At 55.9% G+C, this 21,112-nt stretch carries 18 protein-coding genes; 13 read left to right on the forward strand and 5 right to left on the reverse strand.

Annotation, left to right across the window (positions count from 1 at the left end; translation table 11 throughout):
- Both H144_RS0113955 and H144_RS0113960 read left to right on the forward strand, forming a co-directional pair.
- A complete protein-coding gene (locus H144_RS0113955) occupies positions 1-339 on the forward strand; it encodes a PadR family transcriptional regulator (RefSeq protein ID WP_019942691.1) in 339 nt (112 codons plus the stop codon).
- On the forward strand, positions 336-2,951 hold the full coding sequence (locus H144_RS0113960; RefSeq protein WP_019942692.1) for an ABC transporter permease: 2,616 nt from the start codon (positions 336-338) through the stop codon (positions 2,949-2,951). The genes H144_RS0113955 and H144_RS0113960 overlap by 4 nt, the downstream gene beginning before the upstream one ends.
- 96 nt (positions 2,952-3,047) lie before the next feature.
- On the opposite strand, the gene H144_RS31810 is transcribed toward H144_RS0113960, so the two are convergent.
- Both H144_RS31810 and H144_RS31815 read right to left on the reverse strand, forming a co-directional pair.
- A complete protein-coding gene (locus H144_RS31810) occupies positions 3,048-3,269 on the reverse strand; it encodes a 2TM domain-containing protein (RefSeq protein ID WP_019942693.1) in 222 nt (73 codons plus the stop codon).
- Between the two features lie 142 nt (positions 3,270-3,411).
- Complete coding sequence (locus H144_RS31815) at positions 3,412-4,401, reverse strand: sigma-54 interaction domain-containing protein (protein ID WP_019942694.1); 990 nt, start codon at positions 4,399-4,401, stop codon at positions 3,412-3,414.
- 92 nt (positions 4,402-4,493) lie between these two features.
- Between H144_RS31815 and H144_RS0113975 the strand changes: the two genes are divergently transcribed.
- On the forward strand, positions 4,494-5,891 hold the full coding sequence (locus tag H144_RS0113975; RefSeq protein ID WP_019942695.1) for a sigma-54-dependent transcriptional regulator: 1,398 nt from the start codon (positions 4,494-4,496) through the stop codon (positions 5,889-5,891).
- An 8-nt stretch (positions 5,892-5,899) separates the two neighbouring features.
- Here H144_RS0113975 and H144_RS0113980 read toward each other — a convergent pair whose 3' ends face one another.
- Positions 5,900-8,443, reverse strand: coding sequence for a tetratricopeptide repeat-containing sensor histidine kinase (locus H144_RS0113980; protein WP_019942696.1), 2,544 nt, complete (start codon positions 8,441-8,443; stop codon positions 5,900-5,902).
- Between the two features lie 266 nt (positions 8,444-8,709).
- Here H144_RS0113980 and H144_RS0113985 point away from each other — a divergent pair, with 266 nt between their 5' ends.
- The 5 genes from H144_RS0113985 (at position 8,710) to H144_RS0114005 (ending at position 12,133) form a co-directional block, all read left to right on the forward strand.
- A complete protein-coding gene (locus H144_RS0113985; protein WP_019942697.1) occupies positions 8,710-9,294 on the forward strand; it encodes a Crp/Fnr family transcriptional regulator in 585 nt (194 codons plus the stop codon).
- Between the two features lie 166 nt (positions 9,295-9,460).
- Positions 9,461-10,111, forward strand: a complete 651-nt coding sequence (locus H144_RS0113990; RefSeq protein WP_019942698.1) for an NAD(P)H-binding protein — start codon at positions 9,461-9,463, stop codon at positions 10,109-10,111.
- 29 nt (positions 10,112-10,140) lie between these two features.
- Positions 10,141-10,698, forward strand: coding sequence for a cupin domain-containing protein (locus tag H144_RS0113995; protein ID WP_019942699.1), 558 nt, complete (start codon positions 10,141-10,143; stop codon positions 10,696-10,698).
- 20 nt (positions 10,699-10,718) lie between these two features.
- A complete protein-coding gene (locus H144_RS0114000) occupies positions 10,719-11,288 on the forward strand; it encodes a carboxymuconolactone decarboxylase family protein (protein WP_019942700.1) in 570 nt (189 codons plus the stop codon).
- A 41-nt stretch (positions 11,289-11,329) separates the two neighbouring features.
- The gene (locus H144_RS0114005; RefSeq protein ID WP_157504716.1) at positions 11,330-12,133 is read left to right on the forward strand and encodes an alpha/beta fold hydrolase; all 804 of its coding nucleotides are present in this window, start codon (positions 11,330-11,332) and stop codon (positions 12,131-12,133) included.
- A gap of 9 nt (positions 12,134-12,142) precedes the next feature.
- Here H144_RS0114005 and H144_RS0114010 read toward each other — a convergent pair whose 3' ends face one another.
- Positions 12,143-13,282, reverse strand: coding sequence for an alpha/beta hydrolase family protein (locus tag H144_RS0114010; RefSeq protein ID WP_019942702.1), 1,140 nt, complete (start codon positions 13,280-13,282; stop codon positions 12,143-12,145).
- Between the two features lie 76 nt (positions 13,283-13,358).
- Positions 13,359-13,508 (reverse strand): hypothetical protein, encoded by a 150-nt coding sequence (locus H144_RS34595; RefSeq protein ID WP_019942703.1) that lies wholly within the window; start codon positions 13,506-13,508, stop codon positions 13,359-13,361.
- A gap of 295 nt (positions 13,509-13,803) precedes the next feature.
- Here H144_RS34595 and H144_RS0114020 point away from each other — a divergent pair, with 295 nt between their 5' ends.
- Genes H144_RS0114020 through H144_RS0114040 form a run of 5 tightly spaced genes read left to right on the forward strand, consistent with a single transcriptional unit; the run spans position 13,804 to position 21,111 of the window.
- Positions 13,804-16,122 carry a PSD1 and planctomycete cytochrome C domain-containing protein gene (locus tag H144_RS0114020; protein WP_033402769.1) on the forward strand — a complete coding sequence of 773 codons (2,319 nt, stop codon included), beginning with the start codon at positions 13,804-13,806 and terminating at the stop codon, positions 16,120-16,122.
- 37 nt (positions 16,123-16,159) lie between these two features.
- Positions 16,160-17,617, forward strand: a complete 1,458-nt coding sequence (locus H144_RS0114025) for a DUF1501 domain-containing protein (RefSeq protein WP_019942705.1) — start codon at positions 16,160-16,162, stop codon at positions 17,615-17,617.
- A gap of 13 nt (positions 17,618-17,630) precedes the next feature.
- Positions 17,631-19,082, forward strand: coding sequence for a c-type cytochrome domain-containing protein (locus H144_RS31820; RefSeq protein WP_169409391.1), 1,452 nt, complete (start codon positions 17,631-17,633; stop codon positions 19,080-19,082).
- Positions 19,082-20,308 carry an enolase C-terminal domain-like protein gene (locus H144_RS0114035; protein ID WP_019942707.1) on the forward strand — a complete coding sequence of 409 codons (1,227 nt, stop codon included), beginning with the start codon at positions 19,082-19,084 and terminating at the stop codon, positions 20,306-20,308. Before H144_RS31820 ends, H144_RS0114035 begins: the two co-directional genes overlap by 1 nt.
- Positions 20,309-20,343: 35 nt before the next feature.
- Positions 20,344-21,111, forward strand: coding sequence for an SDR family NAD(P)-dependent oxidoreductase (locus H144_RS0114040; protein ID WP_019942708.1), 768 nt, complete (start codon positions 20,344-20,346; stop codon positions 21,109-21,111).
- The last annotated feature ends 1 nt before the right edge of the window (position 21,112 follow it).

Below are 21,112 nucleotides of genomic sequence, written 5' to 3' on the forward strand. Positions count from 1 at the left end.
ATGAAAAGAAACTATCTGGGCGAATTCGAAGAACTGGTGCTGCTGACGGTCGCTATCCTGCACCCCGGCGCGTACGGGGCGGCCATTACCGATGAAATGGACGCGCAGACAGGCCGGTCCGTGAGCATCAGCGCGGTACATGCCGCATTGGCGCGGCTCGAAGAAAAGGGCATGCTTAGTTCCGCATTCGGCGAAGCTACCCAGGAACGGGGCGGTCGCCGTAAGCGGCTGTTTACCGTGACGGTGCTGGGGAACCAGACATTGCAGCACGTGCGCGACACCCGCGCCCGGCTTTGGGATTCCATTACGTCAAAAAGCCTGCTGACACAAGGGATATGAAGCACCTGAAACCACCCGCGCCTGCCGATTGGCTGCTAGGCATGTTTTGCAGTCCCGCCCGGCTCGAAGAAGTGCAGGGCGACCTGGAAGAGCGTTTCCAGAGGCGCGCCGTCCGGTCGGGAAGGCGCCGTGCGCAGCTCGCCTATTTCCTCGAAGTGCTCGGTTTTGCCCGGTTTTTGTTCAAAAAGCGGCCCAAAGAAACCCGATATACGAAACAAACTTTCTCTGTCGATATGCTACACAACTATCTCCGCATTTCCTGGCGGAACCTGCTCAAAGCAAAAGGTTATGCATTCATCAACATCGCCGGACTGATGGTCGGCATGACGGCGTCGGCGATGATCTTTTTCTGGATCCGGAGCGAACTGCGGTTCGATCGGCAATACAGCCAGGCCGACCGCATTTACCAGGTATACAACCGCGATGTTTTCAGCGGCGAAAAAACCGTTTGGCCCACCACGCCGTCACCATTGGCGCCCGAGCTGAAAACCTCATTCCCGGACATCGAGCTGGCCGCACGTTATGCGCCGCTGACGCTGCTTCTGTCGGTGAACGAGGTCAACAGCAATGTAAAAGGCGCATTGACCGACCCTGATTTTCTCCGCGTGTTCGACGTCCGGCTGCTTTCGGGCAGCGAGCGTGGGGCGCTCACAGGGGCGGGTGGGATTATTATTTCAAAGCGGTTGGCGGTGAATTTGTTCGGGACTGAAAATGCCGTGGGAAAGACGGTGCAGATCGATCATAGGGATAATTTCCTCGTGTCGGCAGTGATGGATAATATGTCGGAAAACACCCAGTTTCAGGACCTTGACTACCTGGTTCCCTGGGAATACATGTTCCGCCCGGACGCTTCGGGCGACTGGACCGCCAATAACCACACGACATTCGTCATGCTGCGCGAAGGCGCCACGGAGGCGGCGGTCAACCGGAAGATCCGGAAAGTGACGGCCGGCCATTTGAAAGGAGCCATTGACAATGTCTCGAACCGGGAAATCTTTTTGCATCCGGCCCGCAAATGGCATTTGTATTCCAAAATAGAAAAGGGCGAGCTGGTGGACGGCGGCATTATCGCCGTCCGGCTGTTCGGGGTGATCGCCGTGTTCATCCTGGCCATTGCGTGCGTCAATTTTGTGAACCTGAGCACGGCACGGGGAGCAATGCGTGCGAAGGAAGTAGGTATCCGCAAGGTGGCCGGCGCGCCCAAAGGGTCGCTCGTGCTGCGGTTTATCAGCGAAGCGGTGCTGCTCGCAGGGATCGCCGGATTGTGGGCGGTGGCGGTAATCTGGGCCGTGACGCCGCTGTTCAACGACCTGGTGGGCAAGCAGATCGACCCGAACTTCGGGTCCCCGTTATTCTGGGCATCGGGCCTGGCCTTCGTGCTGGTTACCGGGCTGCTGGCGGGGAGTTATCCGGCCTTTTTTCTTTCTGCTTTTCAACCCGCCAGGGTTTTGAAAGGTACCTACAAGCGTGGGCCGGCCGTGGTACCCGCGCGGCAGGGCCTGGTGGTGCTGCAGTTCGCATTCGCCATTGTCCTGATCATCTCCACGCTCGTCATCCGCAACCAGATCGACCACGCCGAAAAGCGGGATAGCGGCTATAACCGGGAGAACCTGCTCTATACCGCATTGCCCGGCAACCTCGAAAAACATTATGCATTGCTGCGCGACGAGCTGATCGGCAGCGGGGCCGTAGTGTCCGCCACACGGTCGCTCGGGCCGACGATGAGCCTGAACACCCGCCAATGGGGCGTGCAGTTTCCGGGCAGCGTCGAAACCGATAAGGATGTAGAGTTCGACCTTTTCGGTGCGGACCGGCATTTCGTGCGGACCAGCGGGGTGACGTTGCTGGAAGGCCGGGAGATCGATATTTCAAAATATGCCAGCGATTCGACGGCCATCGTGCTGAACGAAACGGCCGTGAAAGCGATGCGGTTGAAAAATCCGGTGGGCACCGTCGTTCGTTTTCAGAAGACGGACTGGCATGTGACGGGCGTCGTGCGGGATTTTATTTATGAATCGCCCTATTCGCCTGTGAAGCCGGCCATCATTACCGGGCCGGGTGGCATGCTGCCGCATCAATGGGTGAACCTGCGCCTCAATCCCGCGCAACCGCTGGACCAGAACCTGCGCACGGTGGAATCCATATTTAAAACGATCGATCCGGGTTATCCATTCACGTATTCGTTCGCGGACGATACCTATGCGGCGCGTTTCGCGCGGGAAAAGCTGATCGGCACGCTGACGAGCATTTTTACGGGCCTCGCCATCTTCATTTCCTGCCTCGGCATATTCGGGCTGGCAGCATTCTCCGCGCAGCAGCGTATGAAGGAAATCGGCGTCAGGAAAGTGCTCGGCGCGTCGGTACCCGGCATTGTGGGTATGCTTACGGGGGACTTCGTCAAACTGGTGGGTATTTCATTCGTGATCGCGGCGCCGATAGGGTGGTATGCCATGGAAAAATGGCTCGCCGATTTCGATTACCGGGTGCAGATTGGTCCGGGTGTATTTCTTTTTACCATTTGCTCCAAACTACTCATCGTAACGGCGACAGTCATCATGCAGGCCATTCGGGCCGCATTGATGAACCCTGTCCGTTCGCTCGCGAGTGAATGACGGGCGCGGCCCGGAGGTTTACGTATAGCACTGCTCGTTAAATCGGCATAACAAGCCCGGCTGGAAGATCAGGCCGGGCTTGTTCGTGGTGCGTCGTTAGGTAGCCCGCTTTGCAAAAACATACACGCCCAGGTAATGGAAGAGTAATCCAATGCCCCAGGCCGGGGTCGACCACAAGGGCCACGGATATGACTGGGCGGTGAAATACCAGACCAGCCAGATGGCAGGCGTAACGAGCACAAAAACGAGCAGGTGTATCCTGAAACCCTTTTTAGCTTTCTCTTTCGAGATTTCGTCCCATTTGGTAAGGTTTGTCATAATGATACGTGGATAGGGTTACAAGGCGGTCCCGGGCAGGCGATGCGTTGCTGCCGGTTTGGTTTTATACCAAAATTACGACGGACACGGCCCTATGAGAAGGATGCGGATCACTTTAAAAATGTGACGGCGATCACACCGGTCACGATTCGGGGAGTGGCTGATGGTCAGTCGGGTAGGCTTTACGGATGCCAAGCCTTTTGATCATCGAATGCAGCGTGGTAGGAGGCACGCGCAATGCTTCCGCTGCACCTCCCGGGCCGGCGACCTTGCCCTCGCACAGTTTCAAAACCTGCAAAATGTGCTCGCGGAGCACTTCGTCGATCGTTTTCACCCGGTTGCCGGTCATGACCGTACCCAGGTATTCGTCGTGCCGCGACAGGAACAGTTGGTCGATTACCGGTCCTGGCGTCATGAGCAGGCTTCTTTCAATGAGATTTTCGAGCTCCCGCACATTGCCTGGCCAGCTGTATGCCAAAAGTTTTCGCATCACCTTACCGGCTATACGCGGCGCTTTCCTCCCCATTCTTTCGGCATATTTTTTCATAAAAAAAACCGCCAGCGCCCTGATGTCCTGCTTTCTTTCCCGAAGCGGGGGAATGGTGACGGGAAATACATTCAGCCGGAAAAACAGGTCGCTGCGGAACCGGCCGTGCTGCACTTCGGCGGATAAATCCTTATTACTGGCGGCAATCACGCGCACATTGGTAGGGATCACCGCTTTCCCGCCGATCCGCTCGATCTCCCGCTCCTGCAAGGCCCGGAGCAGCTTCGCCTGCAGTTCCAGGGGCATTTCGCCGATTTCGTCGAGGAAGAGCGTCCCCTGATCGGCCAGCTCCCATTTGCCGATCCGCGTTTCCGACGCACCGGTAAAGCTGCCTTTCTCGTGGCCAAACAGCTCGCTTTCAATCAGATCGGCGGGCAGGGCGGCGCAGTTGACGGTGATGTTGGGCTGGTCGCGCCGTGGTGAGCTGCGGTGAATGGCCCTGGCTACCAGGTCTTTGCCGGTACCGGTTTCCCCCAGCAGGAGAACGGTGCTTTGCGTGCCCGCGACCTGCGCCATGAGGCCGCGCAGGTGTGCGATGGCGGGCGAGCTGCCTATAATTTCCGGATAATTTTCAGTGAATTCCATGTGACCTGTCGACGCAATAATCTTCCAATTTAGCAAAGAATGTCCCTTCATTTGCGTATTTTTAAAGCATTATCCCGCAGAAATGCCAGCTTATGGGCCTAAATGTATTCATCGTTGAAGACCAGTTCATCGAGGCTAACGACTTGCAGCTGATCCTCGAAAGTGCCGGTCATTCCGTTTGCGCGATCGTGAAATCGGTCGCCGGTGCCCTGGAATTTTTGACAACGGCACGGCCCGACATTGTGCTGCTCGATATATTCCTGAAAGGCCCGGAAACCGGCATCGACCTCGCGCCGGCGCTTACCGCGGCCGGCATTCCATTTATCTATATTTCTGCCAATTCCGATCCGCTGACGTTCGAAGCGGCGAAGACGACGCGGCCGGACGGCTTTCTGATCAAACCTTTCAGGCGGCAGGACATTCTGCTGGCGCTGGACATTGCCATTTACCGCCATCATTATGCCGCCCAACATACGCTGCATCAGCAGCAGGCCAGGGCGCAAAACCTGCGCATCGGCTCCAAAACGAAGGAATCGACGGGCGAATTCAACGAGATCATCGGCAACAGTGCCAAATTGCTCGAAGCGCTGGACCTCGTGCGCCAGGTGGCGCCGATGGACACTTCCGTGCTGATCCTGGGAGAAACGGGAGTAGGGAAGGAGGGCATTGCCAGGGCCATACACAGGCTTTCCAAACGGAAAAACAAGCCGCTGGTCAAGGTCAATTGCGCCGCCATCCCGCCTGGTCTCATTGAGTCGGAGCTGTTCGGGCATGAAAAAGGGGCATTTTCTGGCGCTTCGGAAAGGCGGATCGGTAAATTCGAGCAAGCGCAGGGGGGGACCATTTTCCTCGACGAAATCGGGGAAATGCCGCTGGAAACCCAGACGAAGCTGCTGCGCGTCATCCAGGAAAAAGAATTGGAACGCATCGGCGGCCGGACGACGATCCGGCTCGATATCCGCATTGTGACTGCCACCAACCGCAATTTGTACAAGGAAGTAGCCGCCGGGAAGTTCCGCATCGACCTCTATTACCGCATCAACGTGTTTTCCATCACGCTCGCGCCGCTGCGGGAGCGCCCGGAGGACATCCCTGCGCTGGTCGATTATTTCCTGCAAAAGAATGCCCGGCTGATGGGCACCCTGCCCCGGCGTATCGAGCCGCAGGCACTCGCACGCCTGGTCCGGTATGCATGGCCTGGGAATATCCGCGAACTCGAAAATGTGATGGAACGGCAGATTATCCTGGCGCGGTCCGGGGTGATCTCGTCTGTGGACCTGCCCGACGACGATATACGTGCAGATTACCCGCCGGCCGGCAGCCCCAAAAACCAACCCGACGAAAAGCATATGATCATGGCCGCATTGACCAAAAGCAACGGAAAAGTATCGGGAAAAGGCGGTGCCGCCGAAATCCTGAATATTCCCGCCCCTACGCTGGTATCGCGTATGAAAAAGCTTGGCATCAGCTGGCGGTTCGTCGTTGGCTGAGCGCGTGGCTATACCTGGGCCATGACCGGCGCATCGGCCGGATGCGCGACCTGGACGAGTCGGAAAGGAAACAGTACCCGCAAAGTCGTTCCGGGGCCGCTTTCCACGAAAAATGTCCCTTCGAGGTCTTCCGTAAGCCCTTTGATCAGTTTGAGGCCGAAGGTTTTAATGGTACCGAGGTCGAACCCCGGTGGAAATCCTATGCCATCGTCGTGGATGCTGAGCACGATTTCGTCCTCTCCGGCTTTGGCAAACGTGACTTTTACTTCGCCTTCCCGGTCGTCGGGGAAAGCATATTTGAGTGAATTGGTGATTGCCTCGTTCAAAATCAGGCCGATAGGCACTGCCTGGGACAGGTCCAACTCTATTTTTTCTACATATACATTTAATATGATGCGGCGGCCGGTGTTGAAACTGCTCCCGAGATACGACACCAGCTCGTGAATGTAGCTGGTCATACCGATGCTCGTCATATCCTCCGACTGGTAAATGCGCTGGTGCAGCATCGACATCGCCTGAATGCGGTGGCGGCTTTCCACGATCGCGTTCACGGCCACTTCTTCTTTCAAATAGGCCGATTGCGAGTTCAGCAGGCTGATCACGATCTGCAAATTGTTTTTCACCCGGTGATGTACCTCGCGCAGGAGCCATTCCTTTTCATTGACGAGCTGCATCAGGGACGAGTTTTTGATGCTGATCGTCTTTTGCTGTTCTTCCAGCTGCCGGTTCTTGCTTTGTTTGGCGCGGTAGCTGCTGTATGAAAGCCCCAGCAGGAAAAGCAGTACGGCAAAGCCGCCGTAGGTAAATTTCTCCGTGCGGGCGGCCAGTTCCAGCTTTTCCCTTTGCAATGCGGCGTCTTTGGTCAACAGCTTGATGTCTTTTTCCTTCTGCGCGGCTTTGAAATTGGCTTGCATGACCGATACTTCCTTATTTTTCGTAATGGCTTCCACCGAATCGCTCAGCATTTTGAAACGCTGGTAATTCCGGATGGCACCCAGGTAATTGCCCGCCGCGGAATCCACCTTAAAAAGCAAATGCCGCGTATCCCGTTCAAAAACGGCATTCAGGTTCCATGCCGTCAGGGCGCTCCGAAGGTAAGGGCCCGCCTGCGTGAATTTGCCCGCCTGTGCGTAAAACCGGCCGATCGTGAGAAAAGCTTCTGCGCCCGTGATGGGGTACAGCTTGCCAGAGGTGGTCCGAAGGGAATACTCGGCGGCGCTGTTAAGACGGATCATTTCCAGGTAATACTTTTCGGCGGTGGCGTAATTGCCTAAGGCCGCGTAGCAATTTCCGAAGGCAAGCGCGATCGTCTGTTTGTTCACGGAGGTTTGATTGGGGGCCTTGTCCCGCAAAAACGCACGGAGAAAGCGAATGCCTTCTGCAGCCTGGCCGGATTTGATCTGGGAGTCGGTCAGCAATCGCAGCAGATCGAAGGTCCATACCCGGTGAACGGGAGTCGTGGCGTACACCAGTTTGTAATATTTTACGCTCTCGGGGTAGTTGTTTAGCGCATAGTTGATGTTGCCCAATGTCATGTACACCGAGCTTAGCTGGCTGCTGTCTTTCCGGGCCTGCATGTTTTTGAGGCTCAGAAAGGCGTATTGCAATGCTTTGTCGAAGTTTTTCTGCTTCTCGTAAAAGCCGGACAACCGCTGGTAGCTCGCCGTGATTTCGTCGTCGAGCTTCGCCGATTTTAACGTTTCGAGATCGGCCAGATAGAATTTTTCCGCGAGATCCTGCCGGTTGTTCAACCCATAGATATAGGCTTCGTGCCAGAGCGTTTCGGCATACGAGGCGATATCGCCGATCTCTTTAAATAGCTTCGCTGCCTGTTGGAAACTGTAAATCTCGATGGCATAGGTGCTATCCGAATCGGGGATGTAGAGGCCGAGATCGTACCACCAATGCGCCTGCCGCTCTTTGTTCCCAACCTCTTTGTAATGTTGGATGATCTGGATAAACAGGTTCTTGCCTGCCGTCATCTCGCCCACGCGATAGTGGTATTTTGCTTTGGTACTCAAACTATTGTCCGTCCATTTTCTCGATTTCAGCTCTTCGCTCCGCTTGATGGCCTGGTTGAGATAGGGCAAGGCGAGACGGAGCTCGTCCGGCGTGGCGTCCTTAAAATTGATATAATATTCGGCAAGGGTGAGCAGGATGCAAACGGACATTTCGCCATGCACGTCATGGAGCACGAGCGATGCCGCTTTCAGGTCCCGTTTTTTACAAAAGGTCGTACAAAGCAGGTAGCATGCATTGTTGTAGCCGTTTGTATAGTTCAACGATTTGCTCAGCACCGCCGCCTGCCTTCCGAAGATAATGGCGCTGTCCAGCCATCCTCTTGCTTCACTTGAATGGTAAATGGCCCCGATTTTCAGAAGCAGGTCCACCTTTGACGTATCCGCTTTGGCACTCCCGAGCTGCGCCAGGTAAGAAGGAAGCGCATTGATCGGGTAGCGCTCGATGCCGACGTGTCCGTCGGTCCGCTGGGCCCTTGCCGGAAGGAACCAGGCCATGAGCAGGCCAAGCAAAATTGCCGCTTTTTGTATCATGGTCTAATCGTTTGAGTATGAGGGATCGCTGTGCTGCCGGAGCGGCAATGCAAATTGAAATTACAATCTTTTGCAACGCATTCATAGCACGGAAAGCGACAAAATCGCATGTCGCTGAAAGCTGTCACGAAATGGCGAAATATCGTATTAGAACAATAATAGGTTTTTTGTTAAATAATTGATAGTTAGCTGTTTAATACCTGGTATAATGTTTGATTATTGAATGAAAATATTTTGCCTCATGCTTAGCTGCTCACATCCTCGATATGGAAAATCTGCGAAAACACATTGAAGAAATCACGCCCATCAGCGATGACGAGTTCGAGTACGTCCGGACATTTTTCACCAAAAAGCGGGTACGGAAACACCAGTTTCTCATCCAGGCCGGTGACAGGGTCGCCTGCGAATACTGGATCGCGAACGGCGTTTTCCGGGCATTTTACGTCGACGACGGCGGGCGGGAGCATATCCTGCAATTTGCCCTCGAAAATTCCTGGCTCTCGGATTACCATGCTTTTTTTTACCAGACCGGGGCGAACATGAATGTCGTATGCATGGAAGAGGCGGAGGTATTTTGCCTGACGCTGCTCGCGCGGGAGAAACTGGCCTCCGACCTGCACAAAATGGAGCACTTTTTCAGGATGAAGGTGACCAGCGGCTACACCGCCCAGCAGCACCGGATTATTTCGCTGCTTTCCAGGAACCCGCGGGAACGTTATGAAGAATTTGGCAGCCTTTTTCCCGATATTGTGAAGCGGATACCCAAAAAGTACATCGCCGAATACCTGGGTATCAGCCGCGAAACGCTCAGCCGGATTCACCCGGCCCACCGGCGGCGATCCCTGAACTAAGCTTGGGCAGCGGCATGGTCGGGGCCGACGGGCGCGGTGTGATTTTTGTCACAAATTAATAGTGATCTGATGCATCGTTTTGCTCGTGCCTGCTGCTGACCTTTGTAATATCACCAGGCACCTCGGACGAACAGTCGCTTTATTCATAACCATTACCCGTCGAAATATGAGAGCGTTGATTATTGGTGCAACCGGTGCTACCGGCAAAGACCTGGTTAATATATTGCTGGAAGATCCGGCGTATACGAAGGTGATCAGTTTTGTGCGCCGCCCGGCGGGCGTTGTGCATCCCAAACTGACAGAGCACGTCATCGATTTCAACAAACTCGACGAGGTGGCCGGGTACATTCAGGGGGATGTCTGGTTTTCGTGCCTGGGAACGACGCTGAAAGCTGCCGGTTCAAAGGAACAGCAATGGCGGATCGATTACGAAATACCGCTCACATTTGCACATATAGCAAGGCGCAACGGTGTGCCCCGCATGGTGCTGCTGTCGTCGTACGGGGCGTCGTCGGCAAGTAATGTGCTCTATTTGAAGATTAAAGGCCAGCTGGAAGAGCAGATCGCCAGCCTGACCTTCGACCAGTACATTATTTTCCGGCCGGGGCAGCTGCTGCGCGAAAATACCGACCGTTCGATGGAGCGTGTCGCTACCGCCATGCTTGGTTTTTTGAACGGAATAGGCTTGTTCCGCAAGTACCGCCCGCTGCCGACCGCCATTCTTGCCGGAAAACTGGCAAAAGCCCCGAAAATGCTTGCGAATGGCGTGCATGTGGTGGAGCTGGACGAAATCTTCGGGTTCCAGGCAGGACGATAGCGTATTAGTCACCATTTTCCATAATTTTTATGAGCCAGAAAACATTCAGGCGCATTGTGACGGGTCACGATGCCGACGGGAAAGCTATTGTCGTGTCGGACGCGCCGCCGGTACGGGCACAGCTGGTAGGCGGCCCCGGCGGGCCCACTTTTTTCGAAGTATGGCACACGCTGGAAACGCCGGCGCAAATCCACGCGCAGCCCAGCGACTCCGACGAAACGGGGCTGGTACTACCGCCGCCAAAAAACGCGACGCGCATCCGGGTCATCGAGTTCCCGCCCGAGGGGGAGGAAATCCGCCAGCTTACCGGCAGCGATGCCGCCGAGAAATTCAGGGCAATGGGCGATGAACGTGCGTCTACCTCGGCCGCCGGTGCCCCGCATCCGCTCATGCACCGCACGCAGACGGTCGACTACGGCATTGTGCTCGAGGGCGAGATGACGCTCGTGCTCGACCGCGCCGAAACGACCATTTACCCGGGCGATATCGTGATCCAGAACGGCACGAACCACGCCTGGGCCAACCGTTCCGACAAGCTTTGCCGGATGGCATTCGTGCTGATCGACGGGGAATTCGCCCTTTCCTAACCCATTCAAAAAGGATTCATATGCGCATTCAACCATTAAATCCGGAAAATCTCGGCCCGGAACTCCGTTTCGTGCACGACGAAATCGCGAACCTTGTTTCCGGAAGCCAGGGGCAGGTACGGATGATCGACGAGCAGGGGGCATTGCTTGGGCCATTTGCCCCGATGCTGCATTACCCGCAGTTCGGTGTACCGGCCCTGAGCTTTGTACGAACGCTGGACACGCACGCCACGCTAGGCAAAACGGTTCGGGAAGTGGCTATTCTCACGGTCGGCGGCATGTTCGGGGCGCGGTTCGAGCTGTATGCGCACGAGATCATGGCCGAGGCGTTCGGCTTACCGCCCGGCATTATCGCGTTGCTGGCGGCCGGCGGCCAGCCTTCCGGGCTCAGCGACGAGGAGGCCATTGCACACACCATTGCCCAATGCCTTGTCCACGGGCGCATTGTCCCGGAGTCAGCATACCGCCACGCCGTGAAACTGCTCGGCCGCGACGGCGTTGCGGAGCTCTTTTTCCTCGTGGGGGGGTACAGCCTCATCGCTGTGATCCTGAATGGCTTCGATATGCCGGCCCCTGAGCGGACGGCTTGATTTTCAGTAATCTATTCTTTCAGTTTTTTAATTCAAATCCAATGATACAAACAGGACTGATGCTGCTATCCGCGGCACTTGCACTCTCCGCTATGGCCTCCTGCTCGCAGGACGACCATGTTCCCGCGCCCGCGCAGACGTACGTGCTAGTACATGGCGCGTGGCAGGCGCCTTACGTGTGGGACGAAGTTCGCGACCAGCTCGTCAGTAAAGGGCATAAAGTTATGCTGGTGGAACTGCCTGGCCACGGCAGCGACAAAACGGCTCCGCACCTGCTGTCACTCGACGTATACCGGGATAAGGTCATAGAATCGATTACGTCGGCGGGCGGGCCGGTGATACTGGTTGGCCACAGTATGGGCGGCATGGTGGTCACGCATGTCGCGGAAAAAGTGCCGGCAAGTATTCGTAAGCTGATCTACATCGGTGCATTTGTGCCCACTTCGGGCCAGGCGTTGGTGGAAATAGCCGATCCCGGTTCACAGCTCGGCCCCAACCTGGTGCAGTCGGCCGATCAGCTCACGCTCGACGTGAAAAATGAGAAACTCACCGATCTGTTCATCCCGGACGGCTCGCAGGCTGCCAAAGACAAGGTAATAGCCCAGTACCGCGCCGAGCCGGCAATCCCCTTTACGAACAAAGTAACGGTAACGAGCGGCGCGTTCGGGTCGGTGGAAAAGGCTTACATTAAAACGCTCCGGGACATCGTGATCTCGCCGGCCTTGCAGGACCAGATGATCGCTGCGGCGGGTATCAAGGCTGTTTACGAAGTGAATGCGGGGCACTCGCCATTCCTGTCGCAGCCGGCGGCGGTGGCGGATTTGTTTTTGAAGCTGGGGATGTAGGCTTCATATTTAACCCGGTGCTGGTGCTGCGATAGTGGCCGCTAGCCAGTCGGCCATCGCCGCCAATGCAGTCGGAGAGAAGGTTTCGCGAATTTTGCCGTACTCGTTCGGATGGCCGGTTTTGCATGGCTGGAAGAGGTGGTTCAAGCCGGGGAGTTCTTTTACCGTAACATTGGCATTCCCGCCTTCTCGGACCGCTTTCAAAATGGGCGGGAGGTTCTGGCTGGCATCTACCTGCAAATCTTTCGACCCGTTGAGGGCCAGCACGGGGCATTTGACCTTCTTAAAATACGACGCCGGTTCGATCTCGAAGGCGTACCGGTACCAGGGCGAGCAAAGCATATTGACCTGGAATTTAAAGAAATCCTCCTTTGATTGACCGGGATACATCATTTTCAACGGGTAATCATGCAGGTTGGCTTTGGTATAGGCCATTAGTTTGGCGCGCAACCCGGCCGTGTCGGGCGTGCTGCGGATTATTTCCGTAGTTTCGCGGTTTGCCCGCTTGATTAATGCAATGCCCGCTTCGTCCACGCCGCCGGCCCGCGCGATCAGCTCGGATTGCAGGGTGATCACATCGATACCTTTCGCGCCCGGCCCTGCGAGCGAGATGATGAAACCGATGTCTTTCGTTCGCGACGCGGCGATCGCTGCCACCAATCCGCCTTCGCTATGGCCGGCGAGGCCTATTTTGCCGGAATTAATCTCTTGCCGGGTTTTCAGATACGCTACGGCACTTTCGGCATCGGTGGTCACGTCGGCCGTGGTGGCGTTATTGAATTTGCCCGTCGATTTTCCGACGCCCCGGTCGTCGTACCGCAGCACCGCGAAGCCTCTGCGGGTGAGATAATCCGCGATGACGAGGAATGGCTTATGGCCGAGAACCTCTTCGTTTCTGTTTTGCGGGCCGCTGCCGGTAATGAGCACCACGGCCGGAAAACTGCCTTTTTTGTCGGACAGCGTCAAAGTGCCTGCCAGCGTAATTCCCGCGCTGTCATTACGGAAAGTGACCTCTTCGGTGTGATAAGGGTAGGGGGTTTCAGGCTCCTGCGGCCTCGCCTCGGCCATTTTAGCCGAGGATACCAGGATGTAGGCGATTCCCGCTCCAATCGAAGCCAGAAAAAGAACGATTACGATAGTTTTCTTCATGGTGTAGCGTCCCGGCCCGGCGGAATGCCTCACCGTTTTTTGAAATAAAAGAACAGGCGAAAGCGATTCTCCCCGGCTACCGGTAGCGCTTCATGAACAGCGACAACGGCCAGAAAAGGGCGGTAACGATCGCCTTGTTCCAGTTGGGGCGTTCGGGGTTTTCCCGGACTGCTTTCGCGCAATACCACACGAGGATGATAAGCGAAATGGTGATAGCGAATGCCATGGATCAAGGTTGGTTAGTAATGCGTTGTAAATTAATGAATTATTGATTGCTGTCTAAAATATTCGGACCAGCGGCAAGTTGTAACTCACCAGTGAAAGCTGGTATTTCCGTCGATTCGTGTCCGCTGGTAGCCAGGTAACCGCCCGATTTTATGCAAACGGAGTATCAGTAATGCGCAATCGGTTATCAATTTATTGCATTTTGTAGTCATAGATTTGCATCAATCTTATACGTAGGGCGACCCCGGATTGGGTGTTGACCTGCGGTTTTCAGTTTAGAAATGACGATTGATGCAATGAAGGCTGCATTTCCTATTAAATATGTGCTCCTGGCCGGGGCCGGCATTTTAGCGGCAGGTTTGGGCTGGAATTCGCTAGCAGGTGGCGGTTTCGGCACCCGGAAAGCCATTTCCTACAATTATCAGATCAGGCCCATTTTGTCCGACAAATGCTTTGCATGCCACGGTCCGGATGCGAACAAAAGAGAGGCCGGTTTGCGGCTCGACCTCGCGAAAAGTGCCTATGCGCCGCTCGAAGGGAAGGAGCGGTTCGCGATCGTGCCCGGCAACCCGGCGGCTTCGGAGGTGTACAGGCGGATCACGTCCGCCGACCCCGGTTACCAGATGCCGACGCCGGAGTCGCACCTCGGTTTGCTGAATGAAAATGAAGTAGGGTTAATCAAAAAATGGATCTCGCAAGGGGCTAAATACGAGCAGCACTGGGCATTTACCGTGCCGAAAAAGGAAGCACTCCCGGACGTCGGTAACGAAGATTGGTGTAAAAACGAAATAGACCGCTTTACCCTCGAAAAAATGGACGAGGTAGGCCTCGCGCCCAACGAGGAAGCTACAAAAGCGCAATTGCTGAAACGCCTGGCACTCGACCTTACCGGCCTGGCACCGTCGCTGGACATGCAGCAGCAATTTGCCGGGGACCATTCCGGTAACGCCTACGAGAAAATCGTCGATAAACTGCTCTCGCAAAAAGCCTATGGCGAGAAAATGGCGATCCATTGGCTCGATGTGGCCCGGTTCGCGGATTCTTATGGCTACCAGAACGACGACGCGCGTACGCAATGGGCGTGGCGCGACTGGGTGATCCACGCTTTCAACACCAACATGCCTTACGACAGGTTCCTGACCTGGCAGCTGGCCGGCGACCTGCTTCCTAATGCCGGCAAGGAGCAAATACTGGCCACGGCATTTCTTCGCAATCACAAAATCACGGAAGAAGACGGCGTCATTCCCGAGGAATATCGGGTTGAGTACCATCTGGATAAGACCAAGACGTTCAGTTCCGGTTTGCTGGGGCTTACGGTCGAGTGTGCGCAGTGCCACGACCACAAGTACGACCCCATTTCCCAAGAGGATTACTACCGTCTTTTTGCATTTTTCAATACTTCCAAAGAAAAAGGTTTCGATGGCAGTGCGGGCAGCGGACCGGCGAAAACGCCTGTGCTGACCATTTCCGGCAGCGAAACGGAACAGCTATTGAATTTTATCAACCGCAAAGACACTGCGCGGATCGTAGTGTCGGTCATGGGCGAGGGGGATGAGCCGCGGATAACGCACGTGCTCAACCGCGGCGTATACGATGCACCGGGAAAGGTGGTGACGGCGAGCGCATTGCCGGCCGTGATGCCATTCGATACGGCCTGGTATGCCCGCAACCGGTTAGGCCTGGCGCAATGGACCACCAGCAAACAGAACCCGCTGACAGCCCGCGTGTTCGTCAACCAGGTGTGGCAGGAGATATTCGGCCGGGGGCTTGTAAAGAGCACGGGCGACTTTGGCATGCAGGGCGATTTGCCGACGCACCCGGCGCTGCTGGACTGGCTTGCCGTCGATTTCATGGACCACGGCTGGAATATCAAAAGGCTCGTGAAGCAAATGGTAATGTCGGCCACTTACCGGCAGTCGTCGCGATCGACGAAGGAAAAGACGGAGAAGGACCCGGAAAATATTTACCTGTCCCGGGGGGCGCGCTACCGCGTTCCGGCGGAGTCGATAAGGGATATCGTGCTGTCGACCAGTGGTTTGCTGAACACGGAAATCGGCGGGCCAAGCGTGAAGCCTTATCAGCCCAAAGGCATCTGGGAGGCTACTACGGCCAATAGGGGCAGCCTGGCGCGCTATGTGCAGGACACGGCCGGGGCATTGTACCGCCGGGGACTATATACATTTATCAAACTCACATTACCGCCCCCGGCGATGATCATTTTCGACGCCAGTAACCGCGATCATTGTGAGGTGAAACGCCAGAAAACGAACACCCCGCTCCAAGCGCTGGTGATGCTGAACGACCCCACGGTGCTGGAAGCCTCGCGGGTGCTCGCGGAACGCCTGAGCGCGTCCCGGACGCCGGTCGAACGGCAGATCAGCGAGGTATTTCAGCGCATTGTTTGCCGGCAGCCGGATGCAGGCGAAATGCAATTGCTGACGGGCTACTACCAGGAAGAATTGGCTGCATTTACCAAAAACAGACACAAGGCGGGCATTGCGCTGGATGTGGGCGATAGCAGGCATTTACCCAAAATAGATCCGGCGAGGGCTGCCGCGCTGATGCGGGTGATCAGCACGATTTACAACATGGAGGAAACGATAACCAAAAGCTGATTTTCTAGGAAACAGCGCAATGTATACCTGACAAAATATGGAAAAGCCGGTTTTTGATTTTGGAATGAACACCAACCGAAGGCACTTTCTGTCCAAACTGAGCCTGGGCATCGGAAGCGCCGCATTGGGTTCGCTGCTCGTCCCTGATCTTTTCAAATCCAGTGCGGAAAATAGTGTGAACGACATTGTCGCGGGCCTGCCGCATTTTGCGCCGAAAGCGAAACGTGTCATCTACCTGTTCCAGAATGGAGCCCCTTCGCAATTCGAGCTTTTTGACCATAAACCCTTGCTCAACAAGATGTTCGGCGAAGACCTCCCCGAATCCATCCGGGCCGGGCAGCGGCTTACCGGCATGACCTCCAATCAGACCCGTTTCCCGCTGGCCGGTTCCATATTCGATTTCAAGCAATATGGCAGCTCAGGCGCGTGGGTCAGCGAGCTGCTGCCGCATACCGCCCGCATTGTCGACGACATTTGCATCATCAAATCCATGAATACCGACGCGATCAACCACGATCCGGCGCTGACTTTTTTCCAAACCGGCGCGCAGGTAGGCAACAGGCCCAGCATGGGCTCATGGCTGAGTTACGGGCTCGGGAGCGAAAACCAGAACCTGCCCGGCTTTTGCGTATTGCTATCGAGGGGCAAGGGAAATGGGCAGGGGGTGTATTCCAAATTATGGACCAACGGTTTCCTCGACTCCGTGCACCAGGGCGTGCAGTTCAGCAGCGGCGAAAACCCGGTGCTATACCTGGGCGACCCAAAAGGAATGGACCGCTCGGAGCGTCGGCGGATGCTCGACAAGCTGGCCAAACTCAACCAGGGGACTTTCGAGGAGTTCGGCGACCCGGAGGTGACGGCAAAGATCGAGCAATATGAAATGGCCTTTCGCATGCAAACGGCCGTGCCGGAAATCACCGATATGAGCCGGGAACCCGAATCGGTGCTGAAAATGTACGGCCCCGAATGCCTCAAACCGGGCACCTATGCCGCCAACTGCCTGCTGGCGCGGAAGCTGTCGGAGCAGGGCGTGCGCTTTATCCAGCTGTACCACCAGGGTTGGGACGGGCATGCGAGTCTGCCAAAGGAAATAGCGGGGCAATGCATGGACGTGGACCAGGCATCGGCCGCGTTGGTCACCGATCTGAAACAGCGCGGCTTGCTCGACGAAACGCTTGTGATTTGGGGTGGTGAGTTTGGCAGGACGAATTTTTGTCAGGGCAAATTCACGAAAGAGGACTACGGCCGCGACCACCATCCGCGGGCGTTCACGATCTGGATGGCCGGGGGCGGGATCAAGCCGGGGCTCGTATATGGGGAAACGGACGATTTCGGATACAACATTATCAAAGATCCCGTACATGTGCACGACCTGCACGCGACGATCCTCCATCAGCTGGGCTTGGACCATGAGCGGCTGGTGTTCAAGCACCAGGGCCGGCGCTACCGGCTCACCGACGTGGCGGGCAAGCTTGTCAAAGACATTATCTCTTAACCTAGCCATTACCGTGCGCCGCTATCTGTCTGATTGGAAGGGATTTGTATTGAATTCGGCCTTCTTCCTGAATGGCTTGCTGATTTTCCTGCTATTTTTCGAGGAACGGGTAGTTGCCCCGGCCTGGATGTTTCCCATCGGCCGGCTACACCCGGCGGTACTGCATTTCCCGCTGGTAGTGCTGCTGCTTTATGGTTTTTGGGTATTGATTGTCGAAAAAGAAGGGTCGGCGCGGTGGAACGCGGAGCTGGCCGATACGCTGCTTTTGCTGGGTGCGTTTACGGCCTGCACGGCCGCATTTTCGGGGTTTTTATTGTCCAGGGAAGAAAGCGATGCCTCTCAGACCCTGCAATGGCACAAATGGCTGGGCACCGGTACTTCCATCGGGAGCCTCGCATGGTATGCTGCTTCCAAATATCTGCCGGCGTGGCGGATACCGGCCAAATTCGTCGCAGCCGGGTTCTCCGCATTGCTACTGGTTACCGGGCATATGGGCGGGAATCTCACCCACGGCGAAGATTTCCTGGCATGGTCGCCGGCTGGCGCCTATGACCCCGTCCCGCTCGTCTCCATCGACCAGGCTGTCGTCTACGACCATCTCGTGCAGCCGGTGTTGCGGCAAAAGTGCTACGCCTGCCACAATGCCGACAAGGCGAAAGGCGGGTTGCAGATGCAAAGCGTGGCGCTGCTCACCAAAGGCGGCAAAAGCGGTATGCTCTGGGATACCACAAGCCCGGATTTGGGCCTGATGATCAGCCGGGTGCATTTGCCTTTGGAAGACAAAAAACATATGCCGCCAAAAGGGAAGGCGCAGCTCACGGAGGAGGAAATGCTATTGCTCTCCGAATGGGTGAAGCTTGGGCCGGATTTTACACAAAAAGTGAATGCATTACCTGCACAAAACCCGCTATCCCGCTATGCCGCGCAGGTACTCGGCGGCAACGAAGCCGCCGAAGCGTACGATTTCGAAGCGGCGGACGCAGCGAAGGTGAAGGAGCTGAATACCAACTACCGGGCGGTGCGGCATTATGCGGCTGGTTCACCGGCGTTGTTTGTGAACTTTTACAATCAGGCCGTATTCAAATCCGGGGACATCGGCGATTTGTTGCCTCTCAAAAGCCAGATCGTGGCGATGGATCTCAGCAAAATGCCGGTGAAGGATGAAGACTTGAAAACGATCGCGCAATTCACGGAACTGCGGAAGCTGGTCCTGAACTTCACGGATATCAAAGGAAATACCCTCGCGGAACTGGCGAAACTGCCCAAACTGAAAGAGCTCGCATTGAGCGGCACGGCGGTCGGTCGCGTGCACATGGAACCGCTTAGCCGCATGGCGTCGCTGCAAAAGGTGTACGTGTGGAGCACGGCGATGACGGCGGACGAACTGGCTGCATTGAGACAAGACAAAAAGATCCGTTTCGAAACGGGTTTTACCACTGACACCACCCTTACATCGCTGCGGTAATGTACATTGTAGCCATCGAAACAAAGGATAAAAGGTTCGATCTGGCCGATGGGGTCGGGTCGGATGCGACACATACCAACCCGCAATATGCCTATGCGGTATGCTGCCTGAAAACGGACGGGGCCACAACGGGCGTGGGCCTGGCATTCACCCTGGGCGCCGGCACGGACCTCGTTTGTAAGGCGATCACCTATCTTTCCGAATCGTTAGAGGGGCGCGAAATCGAAGAACTGATGGCGGATTTCGGTACGGTTTACCGCAAAATGGCCGATTCGCCGTCGCTGAGGTGGCTCGGGCCACATAAGGGTATCATACATCTGGCATTGGCGGCCGTGGTCAATGCCTGCTATGACCTTTGGGCGAAATCGCGCGGGGTGCCGCTTTGGAAACTGCTGCTGGACCTCACGCCGGAACAGCTATTGGATACCCTCGACCTTAGTTACCTGGAAGAAGTTCTCTCCCGCGAGCAGGCGCTGGACCTGTTACGGGCGAATTATGCCACGCGCGAGGCGCGCACGAACATTTTGCAAACGGGTTATCAAAGCTACGACACGTCCGTCGGCTGGTTCAATTTTTCGGATGAGGAAATTGTATCAAATACAAAGAATGCGATCGGCCAGGGATTTACCGCTTTGAAACTGAAAGTCGGGTCGGATGATCCGGCGCGCGACATCCGGCGTGCGGCTTTGATCCGCGAGGTGGGCGGAGACGATGTCAAAATCATGGTGGATGCGAACCAGAAATGGAACGTTCCGCAGGCATTGACCATCTGCCGCCAACTTGGCGGCATTAACCCCTTCTGGATCGAAGAACCGACGCACCCCGACGATGTAATCGGGCATCAAACCATCGCCCGCGCCATCGCACCCCTAAAAGTGGCGGCAGGCGAGCATATTCCGAACAAGGTCATTTTCAAGAATTTCCTCCAAGCCAAAGCCCTGGACTTTTGCCAGGTCGATGCCGTTCGGGTAGGAGGCATTTCGGAGTTTTTGACGATCAGTTTGTTAGCGAAAAGTATGGGCGTTCCCGTCGTGCCGCATATCGGCGATATGGGCCAGATACACCAGCACCTGGTATTGTTCAATCACATCGGCATGGGGCACGAGCATCTGTTTTTGGAGCATATCCCGCATTTGAGGCAGTTTTTCGTACATCCGGCGGAGATTGTCGATGCCTTTTACCAGGTTCCGCAGGTAGCCGGAAGCAGCAGCGATCTTAAGGGATAATAGCTGCCGCCAGGCAACGGGCAATTTTAATCATCATGGGAGTATTAAAAGGAAAGGTCGTATTCATTACCGGTGGTGCCTCGGGTATCGGCAGGAAATGCGTGGAAGCATACCTCGCGGCAGGGGCGAGCGTGTCGGTTATGGATAATGACCCGGCTGCGCTGGAAAGCCTTGCGGCAGCGCTTGCCGGAACGCCGCTCGTCGCTCGTGCGGGCGATGTGCGGGCGGGTAACGACGTAAAAGCAGCCATTGAAAACACCGTGGCCACGTTCGGCAAAATCGACGTCATTCATAACAATGCCGGCATTGCCAGTCCTTCGAAGCCGCTGGACGAAACTTCGGAAGCGGAGTGGGACAACCTGTTGGCCGTCAACCTGAAAAGTGTTTTCTGGACGACGAAATACGGGATCGGCTATCTGAAACAAACCCGCGGCTGCATCCTCCATACAAGCAGTCTCGTCGGGGAAATGGGGCAGGAAAACCATGCGGCGTACGTGGGTACCAAAGGCGGGATGAATGCGCTCACCAAGGCGATGGCGCTCGATTATGCGCCTTTCGGCATCCGGGTGAATGCGCTTTGCCCCGCGGGCGTGTGGACGCCCATGCTCCGGAAATGGTCGGAAGAGCAACCGGAGCCGGACCGTATTGCTCGGTACCTGGACGATATCCATGCGCTGGGCTATTGCCCGGAAGGCGACGTCATTGCCGACGTGGCCGTGTTCCTCCTTTCGGAAGCGGCGCGGTTTGTGACGGGGTGCATCATGCCCGTCGGCGGCGGTGCGGAGCTGGGTTACCGGAGATAGA

The organism is Dyadobacter beijingensis DSM 21582, from assembly GCF_000382205.1.
In the GTDB taxonomy this organism is placed as follows: domain Bacteria; phylum Bacteroidota; class Bacteroidia; order Cytophagales; family Spirosomataceae; genus Dyadobacter; species Dyadobacter beijingensis.